Origin of the sequence: Streptomyces aureoversilis (genome assembly GCF_042657885.1) — a bacterium.
Classification (GTDB): Bacteria; Actinomycetota; Actinomycetes; order Streptomycetales; family Streptomycetaceae; genus Streptomyces; species Streptomyces aureoversilis.
Genome location: NZ_JBHSKJ010000029.1, coordinates 37,849 through 61,745, shown reverse-complemented (window position 1 = coordinate 61,745; position 23,897 = coordinate 37,849). Strand labels below are relative to the sequence as shown.

Sequence of the window (23,897 nt, the reverse complement as noted above, 5' to 3'; positions counted from 1 at the left end):
CCCGCAGGCCGTGGGGCCTGCGGGTCCGCTTCGCTACAGCCTCGGGGCGCCGGTTCAGGCAGCGGCCTTCGGGGCGTTCACGTCGGCCGGCAGGGCCTTCTGGGCGACCTCGACGAGCGCGGCGAACGCGTTCATGTCGTTGACGGCCAGCTCGGCGAGGATCTTGCGGTCCACCTCGATGTTGGCGGCCTTCAGACCCTGGATGAGGCGGTTGTACGTCATGCCGTTCTGGCGGGCAGCGGCGTTGATGCGCTGGATCCACAGCTGACGGAAGTCGCCCTTGCGCTTCTTGCGGTCGTTGTAGTTGTAGACCAGGGAGTGGGTGACCTGCTCCTTGGCCTTGCGGTACAGGCGCGACCGCTGGCCGCGGTAACCGCTGGCCGCCTCGAGGATCGCCCGACGCTTCTTGTGCGCGTTGACTGCGCGCTTGACGCGTGCCACTTGTTAACTCCTTGTAGCGGGGCCGTGGTGGATTCTCACACGACCCGAAATCGATTGGGTCCCGGTGTGGACGTGCGGCCGAAGCCGGAACGTCACTTGCCGAGAAGCTTCTTGATCTTCTTGGCGTCGGCCGGGGCCATCTCGGCGTTGCCGGTGAGGCGACGCGTCAGGCGGGACGACTTGTGCTCGAGCAGGTGGCGCTTGCCGGCGCGCTCGCGCAGGACCTTGCCGGAGCCGGTGACCTTGAAGCGCTTCTTGGCACCGCTGTGCGTCTTGTTCTTCGGCATAGCGCCGTTCTCTCCTCGTCGTGGCACTCCCCGGCCGTATCAGGGCGTACGGGAGTGTCATCTGTTTCGGTTGGTGCCCGGGGCGGATGCCCCGGGGGGTCATCCGGGGCGCGGGGCGCCCCCGGATCACGCCTCTGCGGGCTCCTCGGCGGCGTCCGCGGACGAGGCGCCGGAGCGCTCCGCCTTACGGGCGGCCTGCGCCTCGCGGGCTTCGGCCATCGCCTCGGTCTTCTTCTTGTGCGGACCGAGGACCATGATCATGTTGCGGCCGTCCTGCTTCGGGTTCGACTCGACGAAACCGAGGTCCTGGACGTCTTCCGCGAGACGCTGCAGCAGTCGGTAGCCGAGCTCCGGCCGGGACTGCTCGCGACCACGGAACATGATCGTGATCTTGACCTTGTCGCCCTGCTTGAGGAACCGGACGACGTGACCCTTCTTGGTGTCATAGTCGTGCGGGTCGATCTTCGGCCGGAGCTTCATCTCCTTGATGACCGTGTGCGCCTGGTTCTTGCGCGCCTCACGGGCCTTCATGGCCGACTCGTACTTGAACTTCCCGTAGTCCATGAGCTTGCAGACCGGCGGACGGGCGTTCGCCGCCACCTCGACGAGGTCGAGGTCGTACTCCTGCGCAAGCTCCAGTGCCTTGGCAAGCGGCACGATGCCGACCTGCTCGCCACTGGGACCGACAAGTCGCACCTCGGGGACTCGAATCCGGTCGTTGATGCGGGGCTCGGCGCTGATGGATCCTCCTCGGTAGCACCACGCGGCGGCCTGGCGGGCGGCCACGTAACGTCTTTTCGTAAGACCAACCGCGCCGGTGCAACAAAAATGCCCCGACGGGACACAGGCGGGGCTCCATGAAACCGGAACACCGCCACGGCATGCCGCGGGGCGCATCGGGCAGCTCCATCGTCCGTACGGAACGATGGGCGCCGCCTGACCGGAGACCTGCCGGCCTGAGGCCGGGCGAGGTGGGAGAACGGAGCTCCACTTGTGGGCCGGACACGGAAGCGTCCAGCCGGTCGATCCACAACTCTAGCAGCTGTGGAGCAGGCGTGCTAACCCGTGGCAAACCGATTCGGCACCGGCACGCGGGCCGATCGGCCACGCCACGTATCGTGTGCGCCATGAGCGACGCGAACCCCGCCACCCCCGAGAACCCCGACTTCGACACCCTGACCCGTGACATCGCGGACGTCCCCGCGGTCGAGGTGATCACCACGGTCGCGGTGCACCTGATGAGCTCGGCGGCGGTCAACCTCGGCCTGGCCGAGGAGGGCGAGCAGCACAAGGACCTCGACGAGGCCCGCAAGCTGATCACCGCGCTCGCCGGGCTGGTGACCGCCAGTGCCACGGAGATCAGCAACTTCCACGCCGGACCGCTGCGCGACGGCCTGAAGTCCCTCCAGCTCGCCTTCCGCGAGGCGTCCGTCGTGCCGGACGAGCCCGGTCAGGGGCCCGGCGAGAAGTACACGGGCCCCGTCTTCGGCTGAGCCTCCCCGGGGCTCCTGGCTCTTCCGCGCCCCGGTCAGACCGTGCCCGCCGGGCCCGGCCGACCGGGGCGTTCCCCGCCTTCCCCGCCCTCGTCCCCGTCGTCGCGGTCCTCCCGCGGCTCGGGGCGCTCCTCCGTCGGGTGCGCGGCCGTCGTCGGCCCCTTCGGGTAGTGCGGCAGCGCCAGGTCGTCGGCCAGGTTGGACGGACCCATCGGCGGATGCGTGACCCGGTGCGCGCCGGCCGCCAGCACGCCGCCGATCAGCGGCGCGATGATGAACAGCCACAGCTGCGAGAGCGCGCCCCCGCCCGCGAACAGCGCCGGGCCCAGGCTCCGCGCCGGGTTCACCGAGGTGCCCGTCAGCGGGATGCCCACCAGGTGGATCACCGCGAGGGCCAGGCCGATGGGCAGGCCGTCGAAGCCCACCAGCGCGATCTTGTGGGTCACCGAGAGCACGACGAAGACCAGCAGGAAGGTCAGGACGACCTCCGCGAGGAACGCGCCGCCCGTGTTCAGGTGCACGGCCGAGCGGCTGCCCCAGCCGTTGCTGCCGAACGCGCCGTGCGTCTTCAGCCCCGGCACCTGCTTGGCCAGCAGGAACAGCAGCGCCGCGCCCACGATGCCGCCGAGCAGCTGCGCCACCCAGTACTCGATCGCCGTGCGCGGGGCGATGCGGCCCTCCAGCAGCATGCCCAGCGTCACCGCCGGATTGACGTGGCAGCCCGAGACCGGGCCCAGTGCGTAGCAAAGGGCCAGCAGGGTGAAGCCGAACGCCAGGGCGATACCGAGGACCCCGATGTAGTCGGCCGCGAGGACCGCGGAGCCGACGGCGAAGAAGACCAGCAGCAGAGTGCCGAGGAACTCGGCGGCGACGGTTCTCGTCTCCACGGAGTCGAGACTTGCGGCCCCCAGCTTCACGTCCATGGCGTCCTCCAGGGATCTCGTGGACCTCTTCGCATTGTCGGTCGATCCACGACGGGGCGCCTGTCGGCCGGCACGCGGCTAGCGGGTGAAGAGCGGCTCCCCAGGTACGGTCGCGCCGGCGGGCAGCAGGGCCAGGTCGAGGCCGCGGACGAGCCGGGCCCGCAGGACCTCGTCGGAGGCCAGCGCCTGCGCCACGCGCTGCACCGCGGCGGAGACCTCGGCGTCGTCGGCCAGGGCCAGGGCGAGCGTGCCGTCCGCGTCCCGCGAGGGGGCCAGGTGGGCGCGGCGCACCGCCGGCTCGGCCGTGAGGACGGCGCGGAGCGCCTCCGCGACCGCCGGGTCCGCCAGGGGGTCGGTGCTCTCGCGGCCCTCTGCCAGGGCCAGCAGCGCCGGGCCCGTCAGCTGGTACGGCACCGGGCCCGCCATGTCCAGGACGATCGTGTCGGCCTTCTCGTGCGCGGCCGCCTGCAGGGCCTGGTGCAGGGGTACGGCCACGGGCCGCGCGTCCGCGCGCCAGCGGGCCAGCGACTCGATGGAGGTGAAGGCCGGCAGCGCCTTGCGGCCGTCCGGCGCCTGCAGCGTCGGCACGGCCATGTCGCTGGTCTTCTCCCGCTTCAGCCCGTCCGGCCCGGTCTCGACCTCGCCGAGCACCGCCACGACGGGGACGAGCAGGCGCGCACCGCGCAGCGCGGCGAGCACGCGCGGCTCGGCGCCGCGGTCGCCGGCCCACGCGGCCAGCGCGGCGGTCAGCTCCGCGTCGGCGGAACCGTCGTCGTCGGAGAATCCGGGATCAGGAATGTTCTTGAGCGCCACCCCGAGAGTCTATGGGGCGCCCCGTTCTTCGTCGGAGCGCCCCATGTGGACGGCGGCGGGCCGGCGAGGCCCGGGGGCTCCTCAGCCCGTTCCGCGGGGGCGGCGCCAGGTCCAGGCCGCCGTGGCCAGCAGGAGCGTTCCCGCCGCGGCCGCCGTCCAGGCCGTGTACTGCGGGGAGCGCGCCGCCGGGGCGTGGGGCAGGCGGGCCGGGTCCGTCCCGCCGAAGTACGGGCTGCCGTACTCGCGGGTGACGCGGGGGCCCGGGCCCTCCGGGGTGAGGGACGCGCCGCGGGCGATCGCGGCGGCCGGGTCGACGACCCCGGCGCCGAGCGCGTCGCTGCGCCCGCCCGGCGGGGTGTCGCGGGCGGTGTCCACGAGCAGCCCGCGTATCTGGGCGGGGCTCAGCCCGGGGTGCGCGGAGCGGACCAGGGCGACGGCGCCGGAGACGAAGGCGGCGGCCGCGCTCGTGCCCCAGCCCTCGTAGTAGCGCCGGTCGGGGTCGGCGATGACGACGTCGACGCCGGGCGCGCTGACGGTCGCGTACCACCGGCGCGTGGAGAACGCGGCGCGGCTGCCGTAGCGGTCGACGGCGGTCACGGCGATCACCCCGGGGTAGGCGGCGGGGTAGGAGACGTGGTCGCCCTGTTCGCCGCCGTTCCCGGCGGAGGCGACGACGACGGCGCCCTTGCCGAGGGCGTACTGGACGGCGGCGTCCTCCTGCGGCTCGGGGTGGGCGGTGTCGCTGTCGTCGCCGAGGGAGAGGTTGATGACGTCGGCGCCGTGGTCGGCGGCCCAGCGGATGCCGTCGGCGAGGGCGCTGCCGCGTCCGCTACGGGCCTTGGCGCGCGAGGGGTCGCCGTCCTCCAGGATCACCCGGACGGGAAGGATCTTGGCTTCGGGGGCGACGCCGAGGACGCCGTCGGCGCCGTCCGGCCCGTGCCCCCGCCCGGCGATGATCCCGGCCATGGCGGTGCCGTGCCGGGCCCAGGCGCGGTCGCCGGGGCCGGCGCCGAAGCCGATGAGGTCCTTGCCGGGCAGCACCTGCCCGGCGAGGTCGGGGTGGCCGTCGTCGACGCCGGTGTCGAGGACGGCGACGGTGATGCCGTCGCCCTTGGTGGTCTGCCAGGCCTCCTCGGTGTGGAGGGCGTCGAGCGCCCATTCCTGGACGCGTATGGAGTCGGCGTGCGCGGCCTCGGCGGCCGGCAGCACGGCGAGGGCGGAGGCGAGGAGGACCGTGAGCAGGGGCCGGCGGCCCCGGGGCGCGGCGGCGGTCACCGGGCGTCCTCCTGGACGGTCCGGCGCAGGGCCTGCCGGAAGCCGCTCTCCACGCGCCCGGCGAGGGCGGCGGCCTCGTGGCCGAGTCCGGCCTGGGCGGGGGCGGTGGTGGCGCCGGGCCGGGTGGCGAGGGCGGCGGGCTGCGGGGGCGTGCCGGTGCGGCCGTCGGCGAAGCCGGTGACGGCGTAGACCACGGCGGGGGCGTCGGTGAGGACGCTGAGGGCCCAGCTGGCGCGCTGCTCCGCGCCGAAGCGCTCGGCGGCGGTGCCGCGGGGCGCGTACGGGCGGGGCATCAGGTCGGTGCGCTCGTCGAGCCGTTCGTCGGTGAAGCGGCGGCGCAGGTCGCGCATGCCCCGGTCGTCGGCGGCGGTGACGAGCAGTCCGACGGTGGTGACGGCGGTGGAGGTGGCGTCGGTGTAGGTGGCGCGCAGCAGCCGCGTGCAGCCGACGGGGGCGAGCGCCTTCTCCAGGAGCGGGTCGAAGGCCTCCTCGCACCCGCTGTCGGGGGCGACGCCGATCCGGGTCCACACGCGTGCGGCGCCGCCGGGGCCCGCGGCGTCGCCGCGCAGGACGGGCGGGAAGAGTTCGTCGACGGGGACGGTCCGCCAGAGCGTGGCGCCGCGGGCGAAGGCGCGTTCGGCCGCGGTGCCGCCGCCGGTGCCGTCCGCGAGCCAACTCCCGGCGGCGGCCCCTCCGATGAGCCCGAGTCCGAGCACGAGGCAGACGGCGGCGGTGAGGGTGCGGGCGCCGCGGCCGCCGTCCGGCTGGGGCACGTGCGGCGGGTGAGGCGGTTGGGGCGGCCGGGGTGCGAAGTAGGAGGAGGCCGGGAGAGGGCGGACGGGCAGCGCGAGTGCGGGGTCCGTCTCGGTGCTCACCCTGCGCTCCCCCTCGTGAGCCGTCTCCCCGCTACCGGGGCTTGGTTGCCCTCCGGGACAGGCCGGTTCGTATCCGGACATCACGCCGCCGGGCTGCGGCCCACGGTGTGTGCGCCACTCTACGGGGCGGGCGGCGGGCGCTGCCATCTCGCCCGCGCAGGGCCCCTATCCAGCGCCGGACGCCTCTGGCAAGCTGCGCCCCATGCGTCTTCCCGCCGCACCTCCCGTCGCCTGCGCAAGCGCCGAGCGGGCCCGCCTGGACCGGGCGACCGCCTCCTACGACGCGCCGCTGGCCGTGGTCGACCTGCAGGCGTTCGACGCCAACGCGGCCGATCTGGTGCGCCGGGCGCAGGGGAAACCGGTGCGGGTGGCGACCAAGTCCGTGCGCTGCCGGGCGCTGCTGGAGCGCGCGCTGGTACGGGACGGCTTCACGGGTGTGATGAGCTTTTCGCTGGCCGAGTCGCTGTGGCTGGCGCGTTCGGGCATCGAGGACGTGCTGCTGGCGTATCCGTCGGCGGACCGGGCGGGGCTGGCGGAGCTGACCTCGGACCCGAAGCTGGCCCGGGCGGTCACGGTGACCGTGGACGACCCCGCGCAGCTGACGCTGATCGATGCGGCGCGGGCGGGCCGCGAAGAGGTACGGGTGTGCCTGGAGTTGGACACGTCGCTGCGGTTGCTGGGCGGCAGGCTGCGGCTCGGGGCCCTGCGTTCCCCGGTGCACGATCCGGAGCGGCTGGCGGATCTCGCCCGGTCCGTCGTGCGCAGGCCGGGGTTCCGGCTGGTGGGCCTGCTGGCCTACGAGGCGCATGTGGCGGGTGTGGGGGATGCCGTGGAGGGACGGCCCCTGTACTCCCGTTCGATCCGGCTGATGCAGGCCGCCGCCCGCAGGGAGCTGGCGGCGCGCCGGGCGGAGGCCGTACGGGCCGTGCGCGCGGTGGCGGACCTGGAGTTCGTCAACGGCGGCGGTACGGGCAGTGTGCAGCACACCGCCGCGGAGGACGCGGTGACGGAGGTGGCGGCCGGTTCGGGGCTGTTCGCGCCACGGCTGTTCGACCACTACAGATCGTTCCGCGGCCGGCCGGCGGCCCTGTTCGCACTGCCGGTGGTGCGCCGTCCGGGGCCGGGCGTGGTGACCGCCCAGGGCGGCGGGTACCCGGCGTCGGGCGCGGCCGGCGCGGACCGGCTGCCGCATCCGTACCTCCCGGCGGGCCTGCGGCTGGATCCCCGCGAGGGCGCGGGCGAGGTGCAGACGCCGCTGACCGGGCAGCCCGCCGACGACCTGCTGGTGGGCGACAAGGTGTGGTTCCGGCACGCGAAGGCGGGCGAGATGTGCGAGCGCTTCGAGGCGCTGCACCTGATCGACGGCGACCGCGTGGCGGAGACCGTCCCGACGTACCGCGGCGAGGCCCGTACGTTCCTGTGAGTCCGTGTGTGAGTCCGCGCGCCCGCACCTGCCGGGTCCCGGGCCGTGCGCTGTGCTCCTGTGGCAGGAGGGGATACGGGGACCGGTGCGCCGTCGGCGACCGGTCCCCGTAGCGCGCGAGATCCCAGGGCGGCTCGGGGAGCCTCAGAAGGCCTTGTCGACCTGGTCCGGGATCACGGAGCCGTCGGCGCGCCGGACGGGCATCTTGGTGCCGTCCTCGGCGGTCGCGCCGGTCGTGGAGCACGGGTACGTGCCGGACTTGCGCGGCATCGGCTCGATGAACATCGGGTTGGCGACCCAGCGGCGGTCCGCGTCGTCGTAGGCGCGGCACATCAGCTCGGACTTGTTGCGGTTGATGGCCACGTGCGCGCCGGTGGCGTCGTTGACGAACGTCACGTCGGTGTCGGCGTCGCCGGCGCCGAGCGCGATGCGGTGACCGAAGTCCTGCTGCTGCCAGGCCTTGGCGCCCTTGATCTTGAAGATCTCCTGGTTGATCATGCAGCGCTTGCCGTCCATGTACGGCAGGGCGTCGCCGCGGCCGGTCTCGACGCCGCCGCAGCCCTTGATGGCCGTGGTGAGGCGGCCGTGCTGGGTGATGCTGCGGATGCCGATGGTGTGCTTGCGGTCCAGGCCCACGCCGCTCGACCAGGCCTCGGCGATCGGCTCGGCGGAGGCGGAGACGATGTAGACGTCGAAGCCGGCCGCCTTGAGCGTGCGGATGAGGTCCTTCTGCTGGTCGTAGTAGCGGACGTAGCCGGCGAGGGTGTGGGTGCCGACGGTCTGCTTGGCGCCGATCGGCGCCGCGAGCTGCTCGGCGCGCGCCTGCTTGGCGAAGGAGGTCAGGGCGGCGGGGGTGTGACCGGCGAACAGCTGGGGGATCCAGGCGTAGGCGGGCACGGTGCGGCGGTGGTTCCAGTCGCCGGCGAAGGCGGCCTCCCCGGCCATGGTCTGCGACTTCTCGCGGATCTCGAAGATCTCGTCGGCGCAGGCGGTGTTCTTGGAGGTGGGCAGCGGCCGGCCGGGGCGCACGGCCGTGCCGCACGCCTTGGCCAGGGCCTTGTCGGCGGCCGGGGTGAGCCAGGCGCTGGTGTCCTTCCAGCTCTTCGGCTGCAGGATCTTGTCGTGCTTGAGGGCCCAGGCGAGCGTGGCGTCGGTGATGTCGTTCTTGACGACGGTGTTGTCCCAGTCGAAGGCGGCGACGGGGCGGGGGCCCTTCTTGCCGGAACAGGTGCCGCGCTCGTCGATCATCTTCTGGAGCCTGGCGCGGTTGTCACCGGCCCAGGGGAGCTTCTTGTCGAGCTGGGGGCAGTTGCGGCGGGGGGCTTCGTGGGTGGGGGCCGCGGTGGCGGGAACCGTCGTGGCGAGGGCCGCGGCGGCAGCGAGGCCGACGACGATGGCGGACTTGGTGCGCATGTGCTCTCTTTGCGGTGGTGCGTGCGGTGGCAGGGAATCCACGGCGGGACCGGTCCGCGGGCCTGCGCCCGCGAACCGGTCCTACCGTTTGATCATGGACCCTACAGCGGGGTCACGTACGCGCCCGCGATGCCACCGTCGACGAGGAACTCGGCGGCGTTGACGAAGGACGAATCGTCGCTGGCGAGGAAGGCGACGGCGGCCGCGATCTCCTCGGGCTCGGCGAACCGGCCGACGGGCACGTGCACGAGGCGGCGCGCGGCCCGCTCGGGGTCCTTGGCGAAGAGCTCCTTGAGCAGCGGGGTGTTCACCGGCCCCGGGCACAGGGCGTTGACCCGGATGCCCTCGCGGGCGAACTGCACGCCGAGCTCGCGGGACATCGCCAGCACGCCGCCCTTGGAGGCGGTGTAGCTGATCTGCGAGGTGGCGGCGCCCATGACGGCGACGAAGGAGGCGGTGTTGATGATCGAGCCCTTGCCCTGGCGCTGCATGTAGGGCAGGGCGGCCTTGCAGCACAGGTAGACGGAGGTGAGGTTGACCTCCTGGACCCGCTTCCAGGCGTCGAGCCCGGTGGTGAGGATGGAGTCGTCGTCGGGCGGGGAGATGCCGGCGTTGTTGAAGGCGACGTCGACCGAGCCGTAGGTGTCGTAGGCGGTCTTGAAGAGCGCCTCGACCTCCTCGGGGCTGGTGACGTCGACCTTGACGAAGAGCCCGCCGGTCTCGGCGGCCGCGGCCTTGCCGGCGGTCTCGTCGATGTCCGCGCAGACGACGCGGGCGCCCTCGGCGGCAAAGCGGCGGGCCGTGGCCAGGCCGATGCCGCTGCCGGCTCCGGTCACGACGGCGGTGCGGCCGACGAGTCGGCGGCAGACGGGGGTCTGGTCGGTCACTTGTTCACTCCTCGGTGCTGATGAAGACGTTCTTGGTCTCGGTGAAGGCGGCCAGCGCGTCGGGGCCCAGCTCACGGCCAAGGCCGGACTGTCCGAAGCCGCCGAACGGCGTCCAGTAGCGGACGCTGCTGTGGGAGTTGACGGAGAGGTTCCCCGCGGTGACGGCCCGGGAGACGCGCAGGGCGCGGGAGACGTCGCGGGTCCAGAGCGACCCGGAGAGCCCGTAGTCGGTGGCGTTGGCGATCCGCACCGCCTCCGCCTCGTCCTCGAAGGGGATGACGACGGCGACCGGGCCGAAGACCTCCTCGACGGCGGTGCGGTCCTGCGGCCCGCCCTCCAGGACGGTGGCGGGGTACCAGAAGCCCTTGCCCGCCGGGGCCTCGCCGCGGATGGCGGCGGGGGCGGACTCGGGCACGTAGGACCGTACGCGCTCGCGGTGCGCGGCCGAGATCAGCGGACCCATCTGCGTCGCGGGATCCGCCGGGTCGCCCACGACGAACGACGTGACCGCCGGCTCCAGCAGCTCCATGAAGCGGTCGTACACGGAGCGCTGGACGAGGATGCGGCTGCGGGCGCAGCAGTCCTGCCCGGTGTTGTCGAGGAAGGAGCCGGGGGCGGCCGCGGCGGCCCGCTCGACGTCGGCGTCCGCGAAGACGATGTTGGGGCTCTTGCCGCCGAGTTCGAGCGTCACGCGCTTCACGCCCGCCGCGCACTTGGCCATGATCTGCTTGCCGACGGCGGTGGAGCCGGTGAAGACGACCTTGGCGACGCCGGGGTGTTCCACGAGGGCGTCACCGGCGACGGGCCCGGCGCCCGGGAGGACCTGGAAGAGGCCCTCGGGCAGCCCCGCCTCCAGACCGAGCTCCGCCAGCCGCAGGGCGGTCAGCGGGGTGGTCTCGGCCGGCTTGAGGAGCACGGCGTTGCCCGCGGCCAGGGCCGGGGCGAGGCCCCAGGCGGCGATGGGCATCGGGAAGTTCCACGGGGCGATGACGGCGACGACGCCGAGGGGCTCGTGGAAGGTGACGTTCAGGCCGCCCGCGACGGGGATCTGCGCGCCGGTGAGCCGCTCCACTCCCCCGGCCGCGTACTCCAGCAGGTCGCGGGCGTTGCCCGCTTCCCAGCGGGCGTTGCCGATCGGGTGCCCGGCCTCGCGGACCTCCAGCTGTGCGAGCTCCTCCAGGTGCGCGTCGACGACGGCGGCGAAGCGGCGCAGCTGCCGGGCGCGGTCGCCGGGGGCGAGCCGGGACCAGCTGCGCTGGGCTTCGGCGGCGCGGCGGACTGCTGCGTCGACGTCTTGCGGCGTCGCCGCGGGGACGGTGGCGACGAGTTCCTCGGTCGCCGGGTTGATGATGTCCAAGGCGGTGTCCTTACATCCGCTCGAAGGAGCGGAACCGCTCCCAGTCCGTGACGGCCGTGTCGTAGGCCTCCTGCTCGACGCGTGCCATGTGCAGGTAGTGCTCGACGACTTCGTCGCCGAAGGCCTCCCGGGCGATGGGGCTCTGCTCCCACAGCGCCGCGGCCTCGCGCAGCGTGGCGGGGACGTGCTGGGCATCGCCCGCGTAGGCGTTGCCGGTGCAGACCTCGGGCAGCTCCAGCTCGTGCTCGACGCCGTAGAGCCCGGCGGCCACCATGCCCGCGACGGCGAGGTAAGGGTTGACGTCCCCGCCGGGCAGCCGGTTCTCGAAGCGGTGGGAGTGGCCGTGGCCGATGACGCGCAGGGCGCAGGTGCGGTTGTCGGGGCCCCAGGCGACGGCGGTGGGCGCGAAGGAGCCGGGCCGGAACCGCTTGTAGGAGTTGATGTTCGGCGCGTAGAGGAGGGTGAAGTCGCGCAGCGCGGCCAGCTGGCCGGCCAGGAAGTGCTGCATCGTCCTCGACATGCCGTACGGGCCCTCATCGTCGGCGAGGACGGGCCGCCCGGCCTCGTCGCGCAGCGACAGGTGGATGTGACAGGAGTTGCCTTCACGGGCGTCGTACTTGGCCATGAAGGTGAGCGCCATGCCCTCCTGGGAGGCGATCTCCTTGGCCCCGGTCTTGTAGACGGCGTGCTGGTCGCAGGTGGTGAGGGCCTCGTCGTAGCGGAAGGCGATCTCGTGCTGGCCGAGGTTGCACTCGCCCTTGGCGGACTCCACGGTCATCCCGGCGGCGCCCATCTCGTTGCGGATGCGGCGCAGGAGGGGTTCGACGCGGCCGGTGCCGAGGACGGAGTAGTCGCAGTTGTACTGGTTGGCCGGGGTCATGTCGCGGTAGCCGCGGCCCCAGGCCTGCTCGTAGGTGTCCTTGAAGACGATGAATTCCAGCTCGGTGCCGGCGTACGCGCTCCAGCCGTGCTCGGCCAGCCGGTCGAGCTGGCGGCGCAGGATCTGCCGGGGGGAGGCGAGGACGGGCGAGCCGTCGTGCCAGGCGAGGTCCGCGGTGAGCAGGGCGGTGCCCGGGTTCCAGGGGGTGCGGCGCAGGGTGGAGAGGTCGCCGCGCATGGCGAAGTCCCCGTAGCCGCGCTCCCACGACGACATGGCGTAGCCGTCGACCGTGTTGAGGTCGACGTCCACGGCGAGGAGGTAGTTGCAGCCTTCGGTGCCGTGGTCGAGGACGTCGTCGAGGAAGAACCGGGCGGCGAACCGCTTCCCCTGGAGTCGTCCCTGCATGTCGGTGAAGGCGAGGACGACGGTGTCGATCTCCCCGGTGTCGACCAGCCTGCGCAGCTCCTCGACGGCGAGCGGGGGCGTGCGGTCTGCCACAGTGATGCCTCCTGTCGGTGCGACCGGAGGTCTTAAGGTAGGGCTGTAGACCATTAAAGGGAAGGGGTCAGATGAACGATCATGCGACGGACCGCCTGGCGCCGGTGCTGCGGCCGGTCCGCGCGGGCAACGGATTCGAGGAAGCGCTGGAGCAGATACTCCAGATCATGCGGCTGGGCCTGGTGGCCGAGGGGGAACGGCTGCCCGCCGAGCGCGAGTTGGCCGACCGCCTGCGGGTCAGCCGGGTGACACTGCGCGAGGTGCTCAAGGTGCTGCAGGACCAGGGCCTGGTCGAGAGCCGGCGCGGCCGCTACGGCGGCACGTTCGTGCTGGCGCGGCCGGCGACCGCGGGCGAGGAGGAGCTGCGGCGCCGGGTCGCCGACGTGGACGTGGAGGACACGCTGCGCTTCCGGGAGGTGCTGGAGGTGGGCGCGGCCGGGCTGTGCGCCGCGCACGGGCTCCCCGAGGGCGGGGCCGGGCGGCTGCGCGCGGCGCTGGCCGCCACGCACGACGCGCCGCTGGCCGAATACCGGCGCGTGGACACCCTGTTCCACCTGACGCTGGCCGAGCTGTCGGGATCCCCGTCGCTGGCCGCGCACTACGCGGCGGTGCGGGCGACGGTCAACGACCTGCTGGACTGCATTCCGCTGCTGGTGCGGAACCTGGAGCACTCCCAGCTGCAGCACACCGCGCTCGTGGAGGCGGTCCTGGACGGCGACGCGGAAGCGGCGCGCGAGGTGATGCGCGAGCACTGCTGCGGGACGGCGGCGCTGCTCCGGGGCTTCCTGGCGTAGCCCGCACGAGCCCGGTTAACCCACACGAGCCCCTCTCGTAACCAGTCTTTTACGCAAGGGGGTTGCCGAATCAGCCACGCCGAGGCAAAGGTATGGCGCAAAACCTTTACCTCCCGAGGCAGGAGCGGCAGCATGCCCGAACGCACGGAGACACCCACGGCACCGCCACGCGCCTCGGACCGGCCGGCGGACTATCTGGAGAAGCGCACGCTGCGCCGCGGCAGCGCCGGCCCCCTGCTGCTCACCGGCCTCGGCGTCGCCTACGTCGTCTCCGGCGACTTCTCCGGCTGGAACTTCGGCCTCGCGCACGGCGGCTTCGGCGGACTCGCCGTCGCCGCCGCCCTGATGGGCCTGATGTACACCTGCATGGTCTTCGCCCTCGCGGAGATGGCCGCCGTGCTGCCGACGGCGGGCGGGGGCTACGGCTTCGCGCGGCGCGCGCTCGGCCCGTGGGGCGGCTTCCTCACCGGCACGGCCATCCTCATCGAATACGTCCTCGCACCCGCCGCGATCTCCCTCTTCATCGGCGACTACGTGGAGTCGCTCGGCCTGTTCGGGCTCACCTCGTCCTGGCCGGTGTACCTGGCCTGCTTCGTCGTCTTCATCGGCATCCACCTGTGGGGCGTGGGCGAGGCCCTGAAGTTCAGCTTCGTCGTCACCGGCATCGCCGTCGCCGCGCTGCTCGTCTTCGCGGCGGGCGCGTTCACCGACTTCGACGCGGGGCGGCTGCACGACATCCCCGTCGACACCGGCGCGCTCGGAGCGTCCTCCTGGCTGCCGTTCGGGCTCCTCGGGATCTGGGCGTCCTTCCCGTTCGGGATGTGGTTCTTCCTCGGCGTCGAGGGCGTGCCGCTCGCGGCCGAGGAGACCAAGGACCCCGTGCGCTCGCTGCCCCGGGCCATGGCCACGTCCATGGGCATCCTGCTGGTCCTCGCGCTCCTGACCTTCCTCGCCTCCACCGGCGCGGGCGGGGCGGACGCCCTCAAGGACGCCGGGAACCCGCTCGTGGCCGCCGTGCAGCCGGACGGGCGGCCCACCGTGCTCGGCCGCATCGTCAACTACGCGGGGCTCGCCGGCCTGGTGGCCTCCTTCTTCTCCCTCATCTACGCCGGCTCGCGGCAGCTCTTCGCCCTCTCCCGGGCCGGCTACCTCCCCCGCTTCCTCTCCCTCACCAGCCGCCGCAAGGCCCCCTGGCTGGGCCTGGTGGTGCCGGGCGCACTCGGGTTCGGGCTCGCGGCGGCGAGCGGCGACGGGGCGCGGATGCTCAACGTCGCGGTCTTCGGCGCCACCGTCTCCTACGCACTGATGTCCCTCTCCCACATCGTGCTGCGGCGCCGGGAGCCGGGGCTGGAGCGGCCCTACCGGACGCCGGGAGGCGTGGCGACCTCGGCGCTCGCCTTCGTCCTCGCCTGCGCGGCCCTGGTGGCGACCTTCCTGGTGGACGTGACCGCCGCCCTCGTCGCCCTCGGGGTCTACGCCGTGGCCGCCGTGTACTTCGCCTGCTGGAGCCGGCACCGGCTCGTCGCCGGGGCGCCCGAGGAGGAGTTCGCGGCGCTCGCGGCGGCGGAAGCGGAACTGAACCGCGACTGACCATGTGATCAACGTCGTAGCGTACGGAACGACCACGTACGGAAAGGACCCGCTCCATGCTCCGCCAGCCACTGATCGGTGTCACCACCTACCTCACCCGGGCCCGCTGGGGCGCCGCGTGGGACCTGCCGGCCGCGCTCCTGCCCGCCTCCTACGCCCAGCACGTCCAGCGGGCCGGCGGCCTCGCCGTACAGCTGCCCCCGGACGAGCCGGCCGCCGCCGGCGACCTGGTGCGGCGGCTCGACGGCCTCGTCCTCGCCGGCGGCGAGGACCTCGACCCCGTCCTCTACGGCGAGCAGCCGCACCCGCGCGCGGGCGTCCCGGTCCCCGAACGCGACGCGTGGGAGCTGGCGTTGCTGGGCGCCGCGCTGGAGCAGGGCGTCCCGGTGCTCGGGATCTGCCGCGGCATGCAGCTGATGAACGTGCACGCCGGCGGCTCGCTGTGCCAGCACCTGCCGGACGAGGTGGGGCACGAGGACCACAACCCCGTCGTGGGCACCTTCACCGACCACCTGATCAAGCCGGAGCCGGACAGCCGCCTGGGCCGTCTCCTCCCCGAACCGTGCGACGTCGCCACGCACCACCACCAGTCCGTGTCCCGCCTGGGCGACGGCCTCGTCGCGACGGCCCACGCGGAGGACGGCACGATCGAGGCACTGGAACGCCCGGGCGACCTCTTCGCGGTGGGCGTCCAGTGGCACCCGGAAGCGCGGGACGACTTGCGTCTGATGCGAGCCCTGGTGGAGGCGGCGACGGCCCACTGACCTCCGGCCAACGCCGGCTCGGCACCGCCGGACACGTCGTATGCGGTGACTCGCCGTTGCGGCGGAGAGAAAGTGCCCGGCACGCACTTGCGCGACCGCCCGCATCCCCTTCCGCCGCAACGGCGGCCGGCCCGATACAACCTGACCGGCGGTGCCCGCCCTCACCAGCTTGCCGACCACGTCGTACGCGGTGCCGCGCCGTCGCGGCGTAAGGCAGTCGGCCGACACGCGCCCGTCAGGAGGCGCGGGTCAGGCCCAGCAGGTCGCGGGCCGGGCCCGTGGGGCGGTGGCCCGTGGGCCAGACGGCGCGGAGTGCGCGGTGCAGGTCGAGGTCCGCTACGGGGATCTCGACCAGGCGGCGGGCCGCCAGCTCCTCGCCGATGGCGAGCTCGCTCAGGACGCACGGGCCCGCCCCACTGACCGCGGCCGCCTTCGCCGCCGTCGTGGAGGCGAGTTCGAGCAGCGGCTCGGCGAGCCCCCCGTGCGCGGCGAGGGCCGCGTCCAGCACCTGCCGCGTGCCCGAGCCCCGCTCGCGGAGGATCAGCGGCGTGGCCGCCAGCTCGGCCGCGCCGATCGGGGCCCGCCGCCGGGCCCAGGGGTGGGCCGGCGCCGTGACGACCACGAGCCGGTCGCCGCCGACGACCGCGCCGTCCAGCCCGGCCGGGGCGGCGAGCCCCTCGACGAAGCCCAGGTCCGCCTCGCCGGCCCGCAGCCGCTCCGCGACGGCCGCCGAGTTCCCGGCGAGGAGCGTGACCGCCGTGCCGGGGAGCCGGGTGCGCAGGGCGACCAGCCAGCCCGGCAGCAGGTACTCGGCGATGGTCATGCTCGCGGCCACCCGCAGCCGCGAGTCCCGCTGCCCGCGCAGCGCCTGCGCCCCGGCGTCGAAGGCCTCGGCCGCCTCCACGATGCGCCGCGCCCAGTCGGTGACGAGCACCCCGGCGTCCGTCAGCCGCGATCCGCGCGGCGACCGCTCGACGAGGCCGACGCCGAGCATCCGCTCCGTGCTGCGGATCCGCCCGCTGGCGGCGGGCTGGGTGATGCCCATCTCGCGCGCTGCCCGCCCCAGGCTGCCCAGCCGCGCGACGGCCAGCAGCAGCTCCAGCGCCGCGAGGTCGGGCACGCGGTGTGCGAGCGGGCCCCGCCGGCCGCCGTCGTCCTCGTTACTCATAAATTCAGCTTATGTCCTCATAGAGACAAGGCCCCTGGTGGCCGGGGGCCCCGCCGCCGACGCTGGACGCATGAGCACCTCCGCCACAACCGCCCGCACCGCCTCTCCCCTCCGCCACCTGGGCCCGAACTGGTACGCCGCCGTCATGGGCACCGCGATCGTCGCGAGCGCGGGCGCGGCGCTGCCCGTACGTCCGCCGGGTCTGCGCGGGGCGTGCGAGGCGGTGTGGGCGCTGTCGGCGGCGGCGCTGGCCGTGCTGCTGGTGGCGCGGGCCGTGCACTGGGCCCGCCACTCCGACCAGGCGCGCCGCCACCTCGGCGACCCGGCCGTGGCACCGTTCTACGGCTGCGCGGCGATGGCGCTGCTGGCGGTCGGCGGGGCCACCCTGTCCGTGGGCTCAGGGGTCGTTGGCCAGGGCGCGGCGGTCACCGCGGACGCCGTGCTGTGGGTGGCGGGCACCGTGACCGGGCTGGCCGCGGCGGCGGGCATCCCGTACCTGATGGTGACCCGGCACCGCATCGAGCCGGGCCAGGCCTCCCCCGTGTGGCTGCTGCCCGTGGTCGCTCCGATGGTGTCCGCCGCACTGGGCCCCGCCCTGGTTCCGCATCTGCCGGCCGGCCAGTGGCGGGCGGCGATGGTGCTGGCCTGCTACGCCCTCTTCGGGATGAGTCTCCTGGCGACCCTGCTGATCCTGCCCGCGGTCTTCGCGCGGCTGATCCACCACGGCCCGCTGCCGCTCGCGCTGACCCCGGCCCTCTTCCTCGTCCTGGGCCCGCTGGGCCAGTCGACCACCGCGGTCGGCAACCTCGCCGACGCCGCGCGGGGCGCGCTTCCCGCCCCGTACGCGGACGCGGCGGCGCCGTTCGCCGTGCTGTACGGGGCCCCGGTGATGGGTTTCGCGCTGCTGTGGCTGGTCCTGGCCGCGGCCATGGTGCTGCGGGCGTTCCGGCAGGGCATGGGCTTCGCGATGACCTGGTGGGCGTTCACCTTCCCCATGGGCACCTGTGTCACCGGTGCCGCGGCCCTGTCCCGCCACACGGGCCTGCACGCCCTGACCTGGCTGTCGGCGGGCCTGTACGCGGTGCTGGTCACCGCCTGGGCGGTGGCGGCCGCCCGCACCGTGCACGGCCTGGTCAGCGGCCGGCTGCTCGCAGCGCCGCGCCCAGCACCTCAGCCGCTTCCCGCAGTGAGGGTCCGTACCACGTGAGGTGACGCCCGCTGACGAGCGCGCACGGCAGCCCGGGGAAGGACTCCGGGCCGTCGTCGCGCGTGAAGCGGTAGGGCTCGTCGGGCAGGACGGCGAGCTCGGCGCCGCACGCGTTCAGCTCGTCGAGGGGGATGCGCGGATAGCGCTCGGGGTGGCCCGCGTGGACGTTGGCGACGCCGAGCCGGGCGAGGACGTCGCCGGCGAAGGTGTCCCGGCCCAGGACCATCCACGGCCGCCGCCACACCGGCACCACGGCCGGTACGGCCGGCCCGGCGGCGCGCACGTCCCGCCACGCGTCCTCCGCGTCGGCCAGCCACGCGGGCCTGGCCAGGCCGCAGCCGCGCACCAGGACCCGCTCCAGCTCGGCGAACGCCTGGGGCAGCGTGCGCACTTCGGTGACGAGCACCTCCACCCCGGCGGCGCGCAGCGCGCCGAGGTCGGGTGCGCGGTTCTCCTCCTCGTTGGCGAGGACGAGGTCGGGCGCGAGGGCGGCGATGCGCGCCGTGTCGGGGTTCTTCGTGCCGCCGATCCGCACGACGTCCAGGCCCGCCGGGTGGTCGCACCAGTCGGTGGCGCCGGCGAGCAGCCCGGGCTCGGTCGCGGCGACGGCCTCCGTCAGCGACGGCACGAGGGAGACGACACGGCGTACGGCGGGGCGGCTGCTCCTGGGCGGGACCACCGCCCCACCGTACGCCTGTTCGTCAGTGGTGGACAGGCGCCAGCTTGTCGGCGAGGCCCGGGTGGGCGTCCAGCCAGCGGCGCGCGGACTCCTTCTCCTTGCCCTTGCCGCCGTTCTGGATCTCGACCTCCAGGGAGGCGAGGTCCTTCTCGGACAGCTCGAAGTCCTTCAGCCAGGCCGTGACCTCGGGGAAGTCCTTGCCGAAGTCCTTCTTGCCGACGGCGTGGATCTCCTCGCCCTTGCCCCAGGCCCCCTTGGGGTCCTTGAGCTTCTTCAGCTGGTGCTTGCCGTAGGCCCAGTGCGGCGACCACAGGGTGGTGACGATGGGCTCCTTCTTCTTGATGGCCCGGTCGAGGTCGGCGAGCATCGAGGAGGTGGACGAGGAGACGACCTTGTACTCGCCGTCCAGCCCGTACTCCTTGAGGACCTTGTCGTTGAGCGTGCCCATCATGCCCGCGCTGGACTCGATGCCGACGATCTTCCCGCCGAACAGGGCGCTCTTGCCCTTGAGGTCCTCCAGCGAGTCCACGCCCTTGACGTAGTCGGGCACGGACAGCTCCAGCGAGGTGGGCCCGTACCAGGCGCCCAGGTCGGTGAGCTTGTCGCGGTAGCGGTCCATGTACTGCTTGTGGGTGGTCGGCAGCCAGGAGTCGAACTGCAGGTCCATCTGGCCCTGCGCCAGCGCGGTGTACAGCGGCCCGGGGTCGAGCTGCTTGACGTCCGGCTTGTAGCCGCGGTCCTCGAGGATGTTCTGCCACAGGTAGGTGGTGGCGACGGCCTCGTCCCAGGGGAAGTAGCCGAGCTTGATGCCCCGGCCCTGGCCCACGTCCGCGCCCGCGGCCACGTTCTGCCGGTCGTCGCCGTTGCCGGCGAGGTTCATCCCGCCGGCGACCAGCGCGAGGACGACGACGCCGACGGCGGCGACGGCCGTGCCGGGCCGGTAGCGCAGGAAGGCGAGCCCGCGGGCGGCGGAGGCGGCCTTGGCTGCGGCGCGCCGGCCGAGCGGGGAGACCCGCTGGTTGAGGGCGCCGGTCATGCGGTCCAGGTAGATGGCGAGGACGACGACGGCCAGGCCGCTCTCGACGCCGCCGCCGATGTCGACCTTGGTGACGGCCGCGTACACGGCCTCGCCGAGGCCGCCCGCGCCCGCCATGCCGGCGATGACGACCATGGACAGGGCCAGCATGATGACCTGGTTGACGCCCGCCATGATCGTGGGCAGGGCGAGGGGCAGCTGCACCCGGGTCAGGGTGTCGCGCGGCGTGGTGCCGAAGGCGGTCGCGGCCTCGACGAGCTCGCCGTCGACCTGCCGGATGCCCAGCTCGGTCATGCGCACGCCGGGCGGCATCGAGAAGACGACGGTCGCGATCAGGCCGGGGATCGGACCGATCGAGAAGAACATGACGCCGGGGATCAGGTAGACGAAGGCGGGCATCGTCTGCATGACGTCCAGCACGGGCCGCAGCGCCCCGCTGACCTTGCTGCTGCGCGACGCCCAGATGCCGAGCGGCACGGCGACCAGCAGCGTGATCAGGCTCGCGACGAGGACGAGCGACAGCGTCGCCATCGCCGCCTCCCACAGGCCGAAGGAGTCGACCAGGGCGAAGCCGGCGAAGGTGAGCACGGCGGGCAGCAGCCCGCGCAGCCACCAGGCGACGACGGCCAGGATGCCGGCCATCAGCAGCGGCTCGGGGGCGCCGAGGACGGCGTTCACCCCGTCGTACATACCGGTCAGGACCGTGTTGATGACGTCGAAGAGCCCGCTCAGGTGGGTCTGCAGCCAGCTGACGGCGTCCTCGGCCCAGCTTCCGAAGTGGATCCTAGGCACGGGCGCTCACCTCCGCCTCGTCGGCGCGGGCAGGCGTGGCGGCCTCCACGGCCTCCGCGGCCTCCCTGGCCTCCACGGGCTCGCCGGGCCGCGGTGCGGGCACCCCCGGCTCCTCGCCGAGCGCGGCGAACAGCAGGTCACGGGTGACGACGCCGGCCGGCTCGCCCCGCTCGTCGGTGACGGTGACGGGGGCGGCGCTGCGGGCGAAGGAGGCGAACAGGTCGGCCACGGGCGTCGACGCGGGGACGGTGGCCGCCCCCTCGGCGCCGGAGGCCCGGCCCGCCCGGTCCATGATCGAACCGGCGGTCAGCACCCGGCTGCGGTCGACGTCCTGGATGAAGGAGGCCACGTAGTCGTTGGCCGGGCGCACGAGGATGTCCTCCGCGGTGCCGTTCTGCACGATCCGGCCGTCGCGCATGACGGCGATCCGGTCGCCGAGGCGCATGGCCTCGTTGAGGTCGTGGGTGATGAAGACGATGGTCTTCTTCAGCCGCGTCTGCAGGTCCAGCAGCTGGTCCTGCATGTCGCGGCGGATCAGCGGGTCGAGCGCGCTGAAGGACTCGTCCATCAGCAGCAGGTCCGCGTCGGTGGCCAGCGCGCGGGCGAGCCCGACGCGCTGCTGCATGCCGCCCGAGAGCTCGTCGGGCCAGGAGGCCTCCCAGCCCTTGAGGCCCGCGAGCTCCAGCGCCTCGGCGGCGCGCTCCTCGCGCTCCGCGCGGGCCACACCCTGCACCTCCAGGCCGTAGGCCGCGTTCTCCAGCACGCTGCGGTGCGGGAAGAGCGCGAAGTGCTGGAAGACCATGCTGATCTTCCGGGAGCGCACCGTGCGCAGGTCGCGCGGGGACAGGGCGGTCAGGTCCTCCCCGTCGAAGAGGACGCGGCCGGCGGTCGGCTCCAGCAGTCCGTTGAGCATGCGCAGCAGCGTGGACTTGCCGGATCCGGACAGACCCATCACCACGAAGATCTGGCCCGCCTCCACCTCGAACGAGGCGTCGATGACCGCTGCGGTGGTGCCGTCGGCACGCAGCTCGTCGCGGTCGGCGCCGCCTTCGAGCCGTCGGACGGCGGCTTCGGGTCGTCTGCCGAACACCTTGTACAGATGCTCGGCCTGGAGCCTGGACACATACACCTCTCGGGTCGAACTCAGGACGGCCCTGCCTCCCCCTGTGGCAGGGCCGTGGAGCGGTGCGGCATCGGTCCGCGTGCCCGCTTCCGGCACACGTGCCGAGGACGGGGTCCGCTCCGGTGCCGCGCCTGCCCCCGATCAATCCGGGCAAACGGAACAGTGACCCGGTTCACATCGGCGGGGTGGGGTTGCGGGAGGCGTGTCAGTGGTCTGCGGCATGATCGACCCGTGACGCGACGCCTGATGCTCCTCGACACCGCCTCCCTGTACTTCCGCGCCTACTTCGGCGTGCCCGACTCCGTCCGCGCCCCCGACGGCACCCCGGTGAACGCGGTGCGCGGCCTGCTCGACTTCATCGCCCGCCTGGTCCAGGACCACCACCCCGACGACCTGGTGGCCTGCATGGACTTCGACTGGCGGCCCCACTGGCGGGTCGAGCTCATCCCCACCTACAAGACGCACCGGGTGGCCGAGGAGACCGAGACCGGCCCCGACGAGGAGGAGGTGCCCGACACCCTCTCCCCGCAGGTCCCGGTGATCGAGGCCGTGCTCGACGCGATCGGCATCGCCCGGGTCGGCGCCACGGGGTACGAGGCCGACGACGTGATCGGCACGCTCGCGGGCCGCGCCGCGGGCCCGGTCGACATCGTCACCGGCGACCGCGACCTCTACCAGCTGGTGGACGACCGGCGCGGGGTGCGGGTGCTGTACCCGCTCAAGGGCGTGGGCACGCTGCAGACGGTCGACGAGGCGCTGCTGCGCGAGAAGTACGGGGTGGACGGATCCGGGTACGCGGACCTCGCGCTGCTGCGCGGCGACCCCAGCGACGGGCTGCCGGGCGTGCCCGGCATCGGCGAGAAGACGGCCGCGAAGCTGCTGGCCTCCTTCGGCGACCTGGCCGGGATCCTGGCGGCCGTGGACGACCCGGCGGCGAAGCTCACCCCGGCGCAGCGCACACGCCTGACGGAGGCCAAGCCCTATCTGGCGGTGGCCCCGAAGGTCGTCCGGGTGGCGTCGGACGTCCCGCTGGCGCCCTTCGATCCGGCGCTGCCGACCGAGCCGCGGGACCCGGAGACGCTCGACGCCCTGGCCGAGCGGTGGGGGCTGGGCGGCTCGCTGCAGCGGTTGCTGGGCGGCCTCGCCGGCTGAGCTGTTAGGTTAGGTGAACCTAACTTTTCAGGATCAGGGGATCAGGGGAGACACCATGGCAGAGCGTCCCGTCCGGCAGCGGCCGAAGCTGAACCAGGCCCGTGTAGTGCGCACCGAGCGGCTCACGCCGCACATGGTGCGCGTGGTGCTCGGCGGCGAGGGCCTCGCGGACTTCGGCGCGGGCGAGCACACCGACCACTACGTGAAGCTGCTCTTCCCCGTACCCGGTGTCACGTATCCCGAGTCCTTCGACATGGAGATCATCCGCCGCGACCTGCCCCACGAGCAGTGGCCGAAGACCCGTACCTACACGGTGCGCTCCTTCGACCGCGAGGCGCGCGAGCTGGCCATCGACTTCGTCGTCCACGGCGACGAGGGCCTGGCCGGCCCGTGGGCGGCCTCCGTCCGGCCGGGCGCCGAGGTGTTCTTCCGCGGCCCCGGCGGCGCGTACTCCCCCGACCCGGGCGCCGACTGGCACCTCCTGGCGGGCGACGAGAGCGCGCTGCCGGCGATCGCCGCGTCCCTGGAGCGGATCCCGGCGGGCGCGCGCGTGCACGCCTTCGTCGAGATCGCGGGCCCGGAGGAGGAGCAGAAGCTGGAGCTGGCCGAGGGCGTCGAGGTCACGTGGCTGCACCGCGGCGACGCGCCCGTCGGCGAGCCCCTCGTCGCGGCCGTGCGCGCGCTCGACTTCCCCTCCGGCGACGTCCAGGCCTTCGTCCACGGCGAGGCCGGCTTCGTGAAGGAGCTCCGCCGCTACCTGCGCGTGGAGCGGGAGGTGCCGCGCGAGCGCCTGTCGGTGTCGGGCTACTGGCGCCGCGGCCACGACGAGGACGGCTGGCAGGCGTCCAAGCCCGAGTGGAACCAGCAGGTCGAGGCCGAGCAGGAGGGCGCGGCGGCGGCATAGCCGCGACCGGCCGCCCGCCGCCTTCCCGAGCCCCCCGCAGGGGTTTCGGGAAGGCGGCGGGTCAGGGGAAAATCCCGCCGACGCGGCGGCGGGCAACCCCCACCGGAGGTGACCCGGGCCGGG

Annotated in this window: 23 protein-coding genes; 8 read left to right on the top strand and 15 right to left on the bottom strand. The window is 73.5% G+C overall.

Translation table 11 applies throughout. The annotated features are described in order from the left end of the window. Window positions 1-54: 54 nt before the first annotated feature. The 3 genes from rplT to infC form a co-directional block, all read right to left on the bottom strand. Window positions 55-441 (bottom strand): 50S ribosomal protein L20, encoded by a 387-nt coding sequence (rplT, locus tag ACFPP6_RS33840; RefSeq protein WP_071964710.1) that lies wholly within the window; start codon window positions 439-441, stop codon window positions 55-57. A gap of 92 nt (window positions 442-533) precedes the next feature. Beyond that, on the bottom strand, window positions 534-728 hold the full coding sequence (gene rpmI, locus ACFPP6_RS33835) for a 50S ribosomal protein L35 (RefSeq protein ID WP_030369870.1): 195 nt from the start codon (window positions 726-728) through the stop codon (window positions 534-536). Between the two features lie 126 nt (window positions 729-854). Continuing rightward, window positions 855-1,514, bottom strand: a complete 660-nt coding sequence (infC, locus tag ACFPP6_RS33830; protein WP_106675931.1) for a translation initiation factor IF-3 — start codon at window positions 1,512-1,514, stop codon at window positions 855-857. A 341-nt stretch (window positions 1,515-1,855) separates the two neighbouring features. Here infC and ACFPP6_RS33825 point away from each other — a divergent pair, with 341 nt between their 5' ends. Further along, entirely contained in the window at window positions 1,856-2,221 is a 366-nt protein-coding gene (locus ACFPP6_RS33825) for a DUF1844 domain-containing protein (protein ID WP_382050421.1), read from the top strand. Between the two features lie 35 nt (window positions 2,222-2,256). On the opposite strand, the gene ACFPP6_RS33820 is transcribed toward ACFPP6_RS33825, so the two are convergent. The 4 genes from ACFPP6_RS33820 to ACFPP6_RS33805 all read right to left on the bottom strand — a co-directional run bounded on the left by ACFPP6_RS33820 (window position 2,257) and on the right by ACFPP6_RS33805 (window position 6,107). Continuing rightward, window positions 2,257-3,108, bottom strand: a complete 852-nt coding sequence (locus ACFPP6_RS33820; protein ID WP_382050468.1) for an MIP family channel protein — start codon at window positions 3,106-3,108, stop codon at window positions 2,257-2,259. Window positions 3,109-3,222: 114 nt separating this feature from the next. Further along, window positions 3,223-3,957, bottom strand: coding sequence for an SseB family protein (locus ACFPP6_RS33815; RefSeq protein ID WP_382050419.1), 735 nt, complete (start codon window positions 3,955-3,957; stop codon window positions 3,223-3,225). A gap of 81 nt (window positions 3,958-4,038) precedes the next feature. Then, window positions 4,039-5,232: a type VII secretion-associated serine protease mycosin gene (gene mycP, locus ACFPP6_RS33810; protein ID WP_382050417.1), complete on the bottom strand. Its 1,194-nt coding sequence runs from the start codon at window positions 5,230-5,232 to the stop codon at window positions 4,039-4,041. Further along, window positions 5,229-6,107 carry a hypothetical protein gene (locus ACFPP6_RS33805; protein WP_382050415.1) on the bottom strand — a complete coding sequence of 293 codons (879 nt, stop codon included), beginning with the start codon at window positions 6,105-6,107 and terminating at the stop codon, window positions 5,229-5,231. Before ACFPP6_RS33805 ends, mycP begins: the two co-directional genes overlap by 4 nt. A 202-nt stretch (window positions 6,108-6,309) precedes the next feature. Here ACFPP6_RS33805 and ACFPP6_RS33800 point away from each other — a divergent pair, with 202 nt between their 5' ends. Next, window positions 6,310-7,530, top strand: coding sequence for an amino acid deaminase/aldolase (locus tag ACFPP6_RS33800; RefSeq protein ID WP_382050413.1), 1,221 nt, complete (start codon window positions 6,310-6,312; stop codon window positions 7,528-7,530). A gap of 144 nt (window positions 7,531-7,674) precedes the next feature. On the opposite strand, the gene ACFPP6_RS33795 is transcribed toward ACFPP6_RS33800, so the two are convergent. The 4 genes from ACFPP6_RS33795 to ACFPP6_RS33780 all read right to left on the bottom strand — a co-directional run bounded on the left by ACFPP6_RS33795 (window position 7,675) and on the right by ACFPP6_RS33780 (window position 12,565). Then, the gene (locus tag ACFPP6_RS33795) at window positions 7,675-8,943 is read right to left on the bottom strand and encodes an HAD family hydrolase (RefSeq protein ID WP_382050411.1); all 1,269 of its coding nucleotides are present in this window, start codon (window positions 8,941-8,943) and stop codon (window positions 7,675-7,677) included. Window positions 8,944-9,044: 101 nt separating this feature from the next. Continuing rightward, window positions 9,045-9,830, bottom strand: a complete 786-nt coding sequence (locus ACFPP6_RS33790) for a 3-oxoacyl-ACP reductase (RefSeq protein ID WP_382050409.1) — start codon at window positions 9,828-9,830, stop codon at window positions 9,045-9,047. A 4-nt stretch (window positions 9,831-9,834) separates the two neighbouring features. Further along, a complete protein-coding gene (locus ACFPP6_RS33785; RefSeq protein ID WP_382050407.1) occupies window positions 9,835-11,187 on the bottom strand; it encodes an aldehyde dehydrogenase family protein in 1,353 nt (450 codons plus the stop codon). Window positions 11,188-11,197: 10 nt separating this feature from the next. Then, entirely contained in the window at window positions 11,198-12,565 is a 1,368-nt protein-coding gene (locus tag ACFPP6_RS33780; RefSeq protein ID WP_382050405.1) for a glutamine synthetase family protein, read from the bottom strand. A gap of 71 nt (window positions 12,566-12,636) precedes the next feature. Between ACFPP6_RS33780 and ACFPP6_RS33775 the strand changes: the two genes are divergently transcribed. The 3 genes from ACFPP6_RS33775 (at window position 12,637) to ACFPP6_RS33765 (ending at window position 15,713) form a co-directional block, all read left to right on the top strand. Beyond that, the gene (locus tag ACFPP6_RS33775) at window positions 12,637-13,359 is read left to right on the top strand and encodes a FadR/GntR family transcriptional regulator (protein ID WP_382050403.1); all 723 of its coding nucleotides are present in this window, start codon (window positions 12,637-12,639) and stop codon (window positions 13,357-13,359) included. A gap of 132 nt (window positions 13,360-13,491) precedes the next feature. Next, window positions 13,492-14,949 carry an ethanolamine permease gene (gene eat, locus ACFPP6_RS33770; protein ID WP_382050401.1) on the top strand — a complete coding sequence of 486 codons (1,458 nt, stop codon included), beginning with the start codon at window positions 13,492-13,494 and terminating at the stop codon, window positions 14,947-14,949. A gap of 56 nt (window positions 14,950-15,005) precedes the next feature. Then, entirely contained in the window at window positions 15,006-15,713 is a 708-nt protein-coding gene (locus ACFPP6_RS33765) for a gamma-glutamyl-gamma-aminobutyrate hydrolase family protein (RefSeq protein WP_382050399.1), read from the top strand. A 235-nt stretch (window positions 15,714-15,948) separates the two neighbouring features. On the opposite strand, the gene ACFPP6_RS33760 is transcribed toward ACFPP6_RS33765, so the two are convergent. Next, window positions 15,949-16,881 carry a LysR family transcriptional regulator gene (locus ACFPP6_RS33760; protein ID WP_382050397.1) on the bottom strand — a complete coding sequence of 311 codons (933 nt, stop codon included), beginning with the start codon at window positions 16,879-16,881 and terminating at the stop codon, window positions 15,949-15,951. 70 nt (window positions 16,882-16,951) lie between these two features. Here ACFPP6_RS33760 and ACFPP6_RS33755 point away from each other — a divergent pair, with 70 nt between their 5' ends. Further along, the gene (locus ACFPP6_RS33755; protein ID WP_382050395.1) at window positions 16,952-18,088 is read left to right on the top strand and encodes a TDT family transporter; all 1,137 of its coding nucleotides are present in this window, start codon (window positions 16,952-16,954) and stop codon (window positions 18,086-18,088) included. Here ACFPP6_RS33755 and ACFPP6_RS33750 read toward each other — a convergent pair. From ACFPP6_RS33750 to ACFPP6_RS33740, 3 genes are read right to left on the bottom strand one after another with little or no spacing between them, the layout of a single operon-like run. Further along, the gene (locus ACFPP6_RS33750; RefSeq protein ID WP_382050393.1) at window positions 18,015-18,767 is read right to left on the bottom strand and encodes a helical backbone metal receptor; all 753 of its coding nucleotides are present in this window, start codon (window positions 18,765-18,767) and stop codon (window positions 18,015-18,017) included. The genes ACFPP6_RS33755 and ACFPP6_RS33750 overlap by 74 nt on opposite strands. 22 nt (window positions 18,768-18,789) lie before the next feature. Beyond that, window positions 18,790-20,595, bottom strand: coding sequence for an ABC transporter permease/substrate binding protein (locus tag ACFPP6_RS33745; protein ID WP_382050391.1), 1,806 nt, complete (start codon window positions 20,593-20,595; stop codon window positions 18,790-18,792). Next, complete coding sequence (locus ACFPP6_RS33740) at window positions 20,588-21,718, bottom strand: quaternary amine ABC transporter ATP-binding protein (protein ID WP_382050389.1); 1,131 nt, start codon at window positions 21,716-21,718, stop codon at window positions 20,588-20,590. Before ACFPP6_RS33740 ends, ACFPP6_RS33745 begins: the two co-directional genes overlap by 8 nt. Window positions 21,719-21,964: 246 nt before the next feature. On the opposite strand from ACFPP6_RS33740, the gene ACFPP6_RS33735 reads away from it, so the two are divergent. Then, on the top strand, window positions 21,965-22,870 hold the full coding sequence (locus ACFPP6_RS33735; protein ID WP_382050466.1) for a 5'-3' exonuclease: 906 nt from the start codon (window positions 21,965-21,967) through the stop codon (window positions 22,868-22,870). Between the two features lie 55 nt (window positions 22,871-22,925). Continuing rightward, window positions 22,926-23,774 carry a siderophore-interacting protein gene (locus ACFPP6_RS33730; RefSeq protein ID WP_382050387.1) on the top strand — a complete coding sequence of 283 codons (849 nt, stop codon included), beginning with the start codon at window positions 22,926-22,928 and terminating at the stop codon, window positions 23,772-23,774. Window positions 23,775-23,897: the final 123 nt, after the last annotated feature.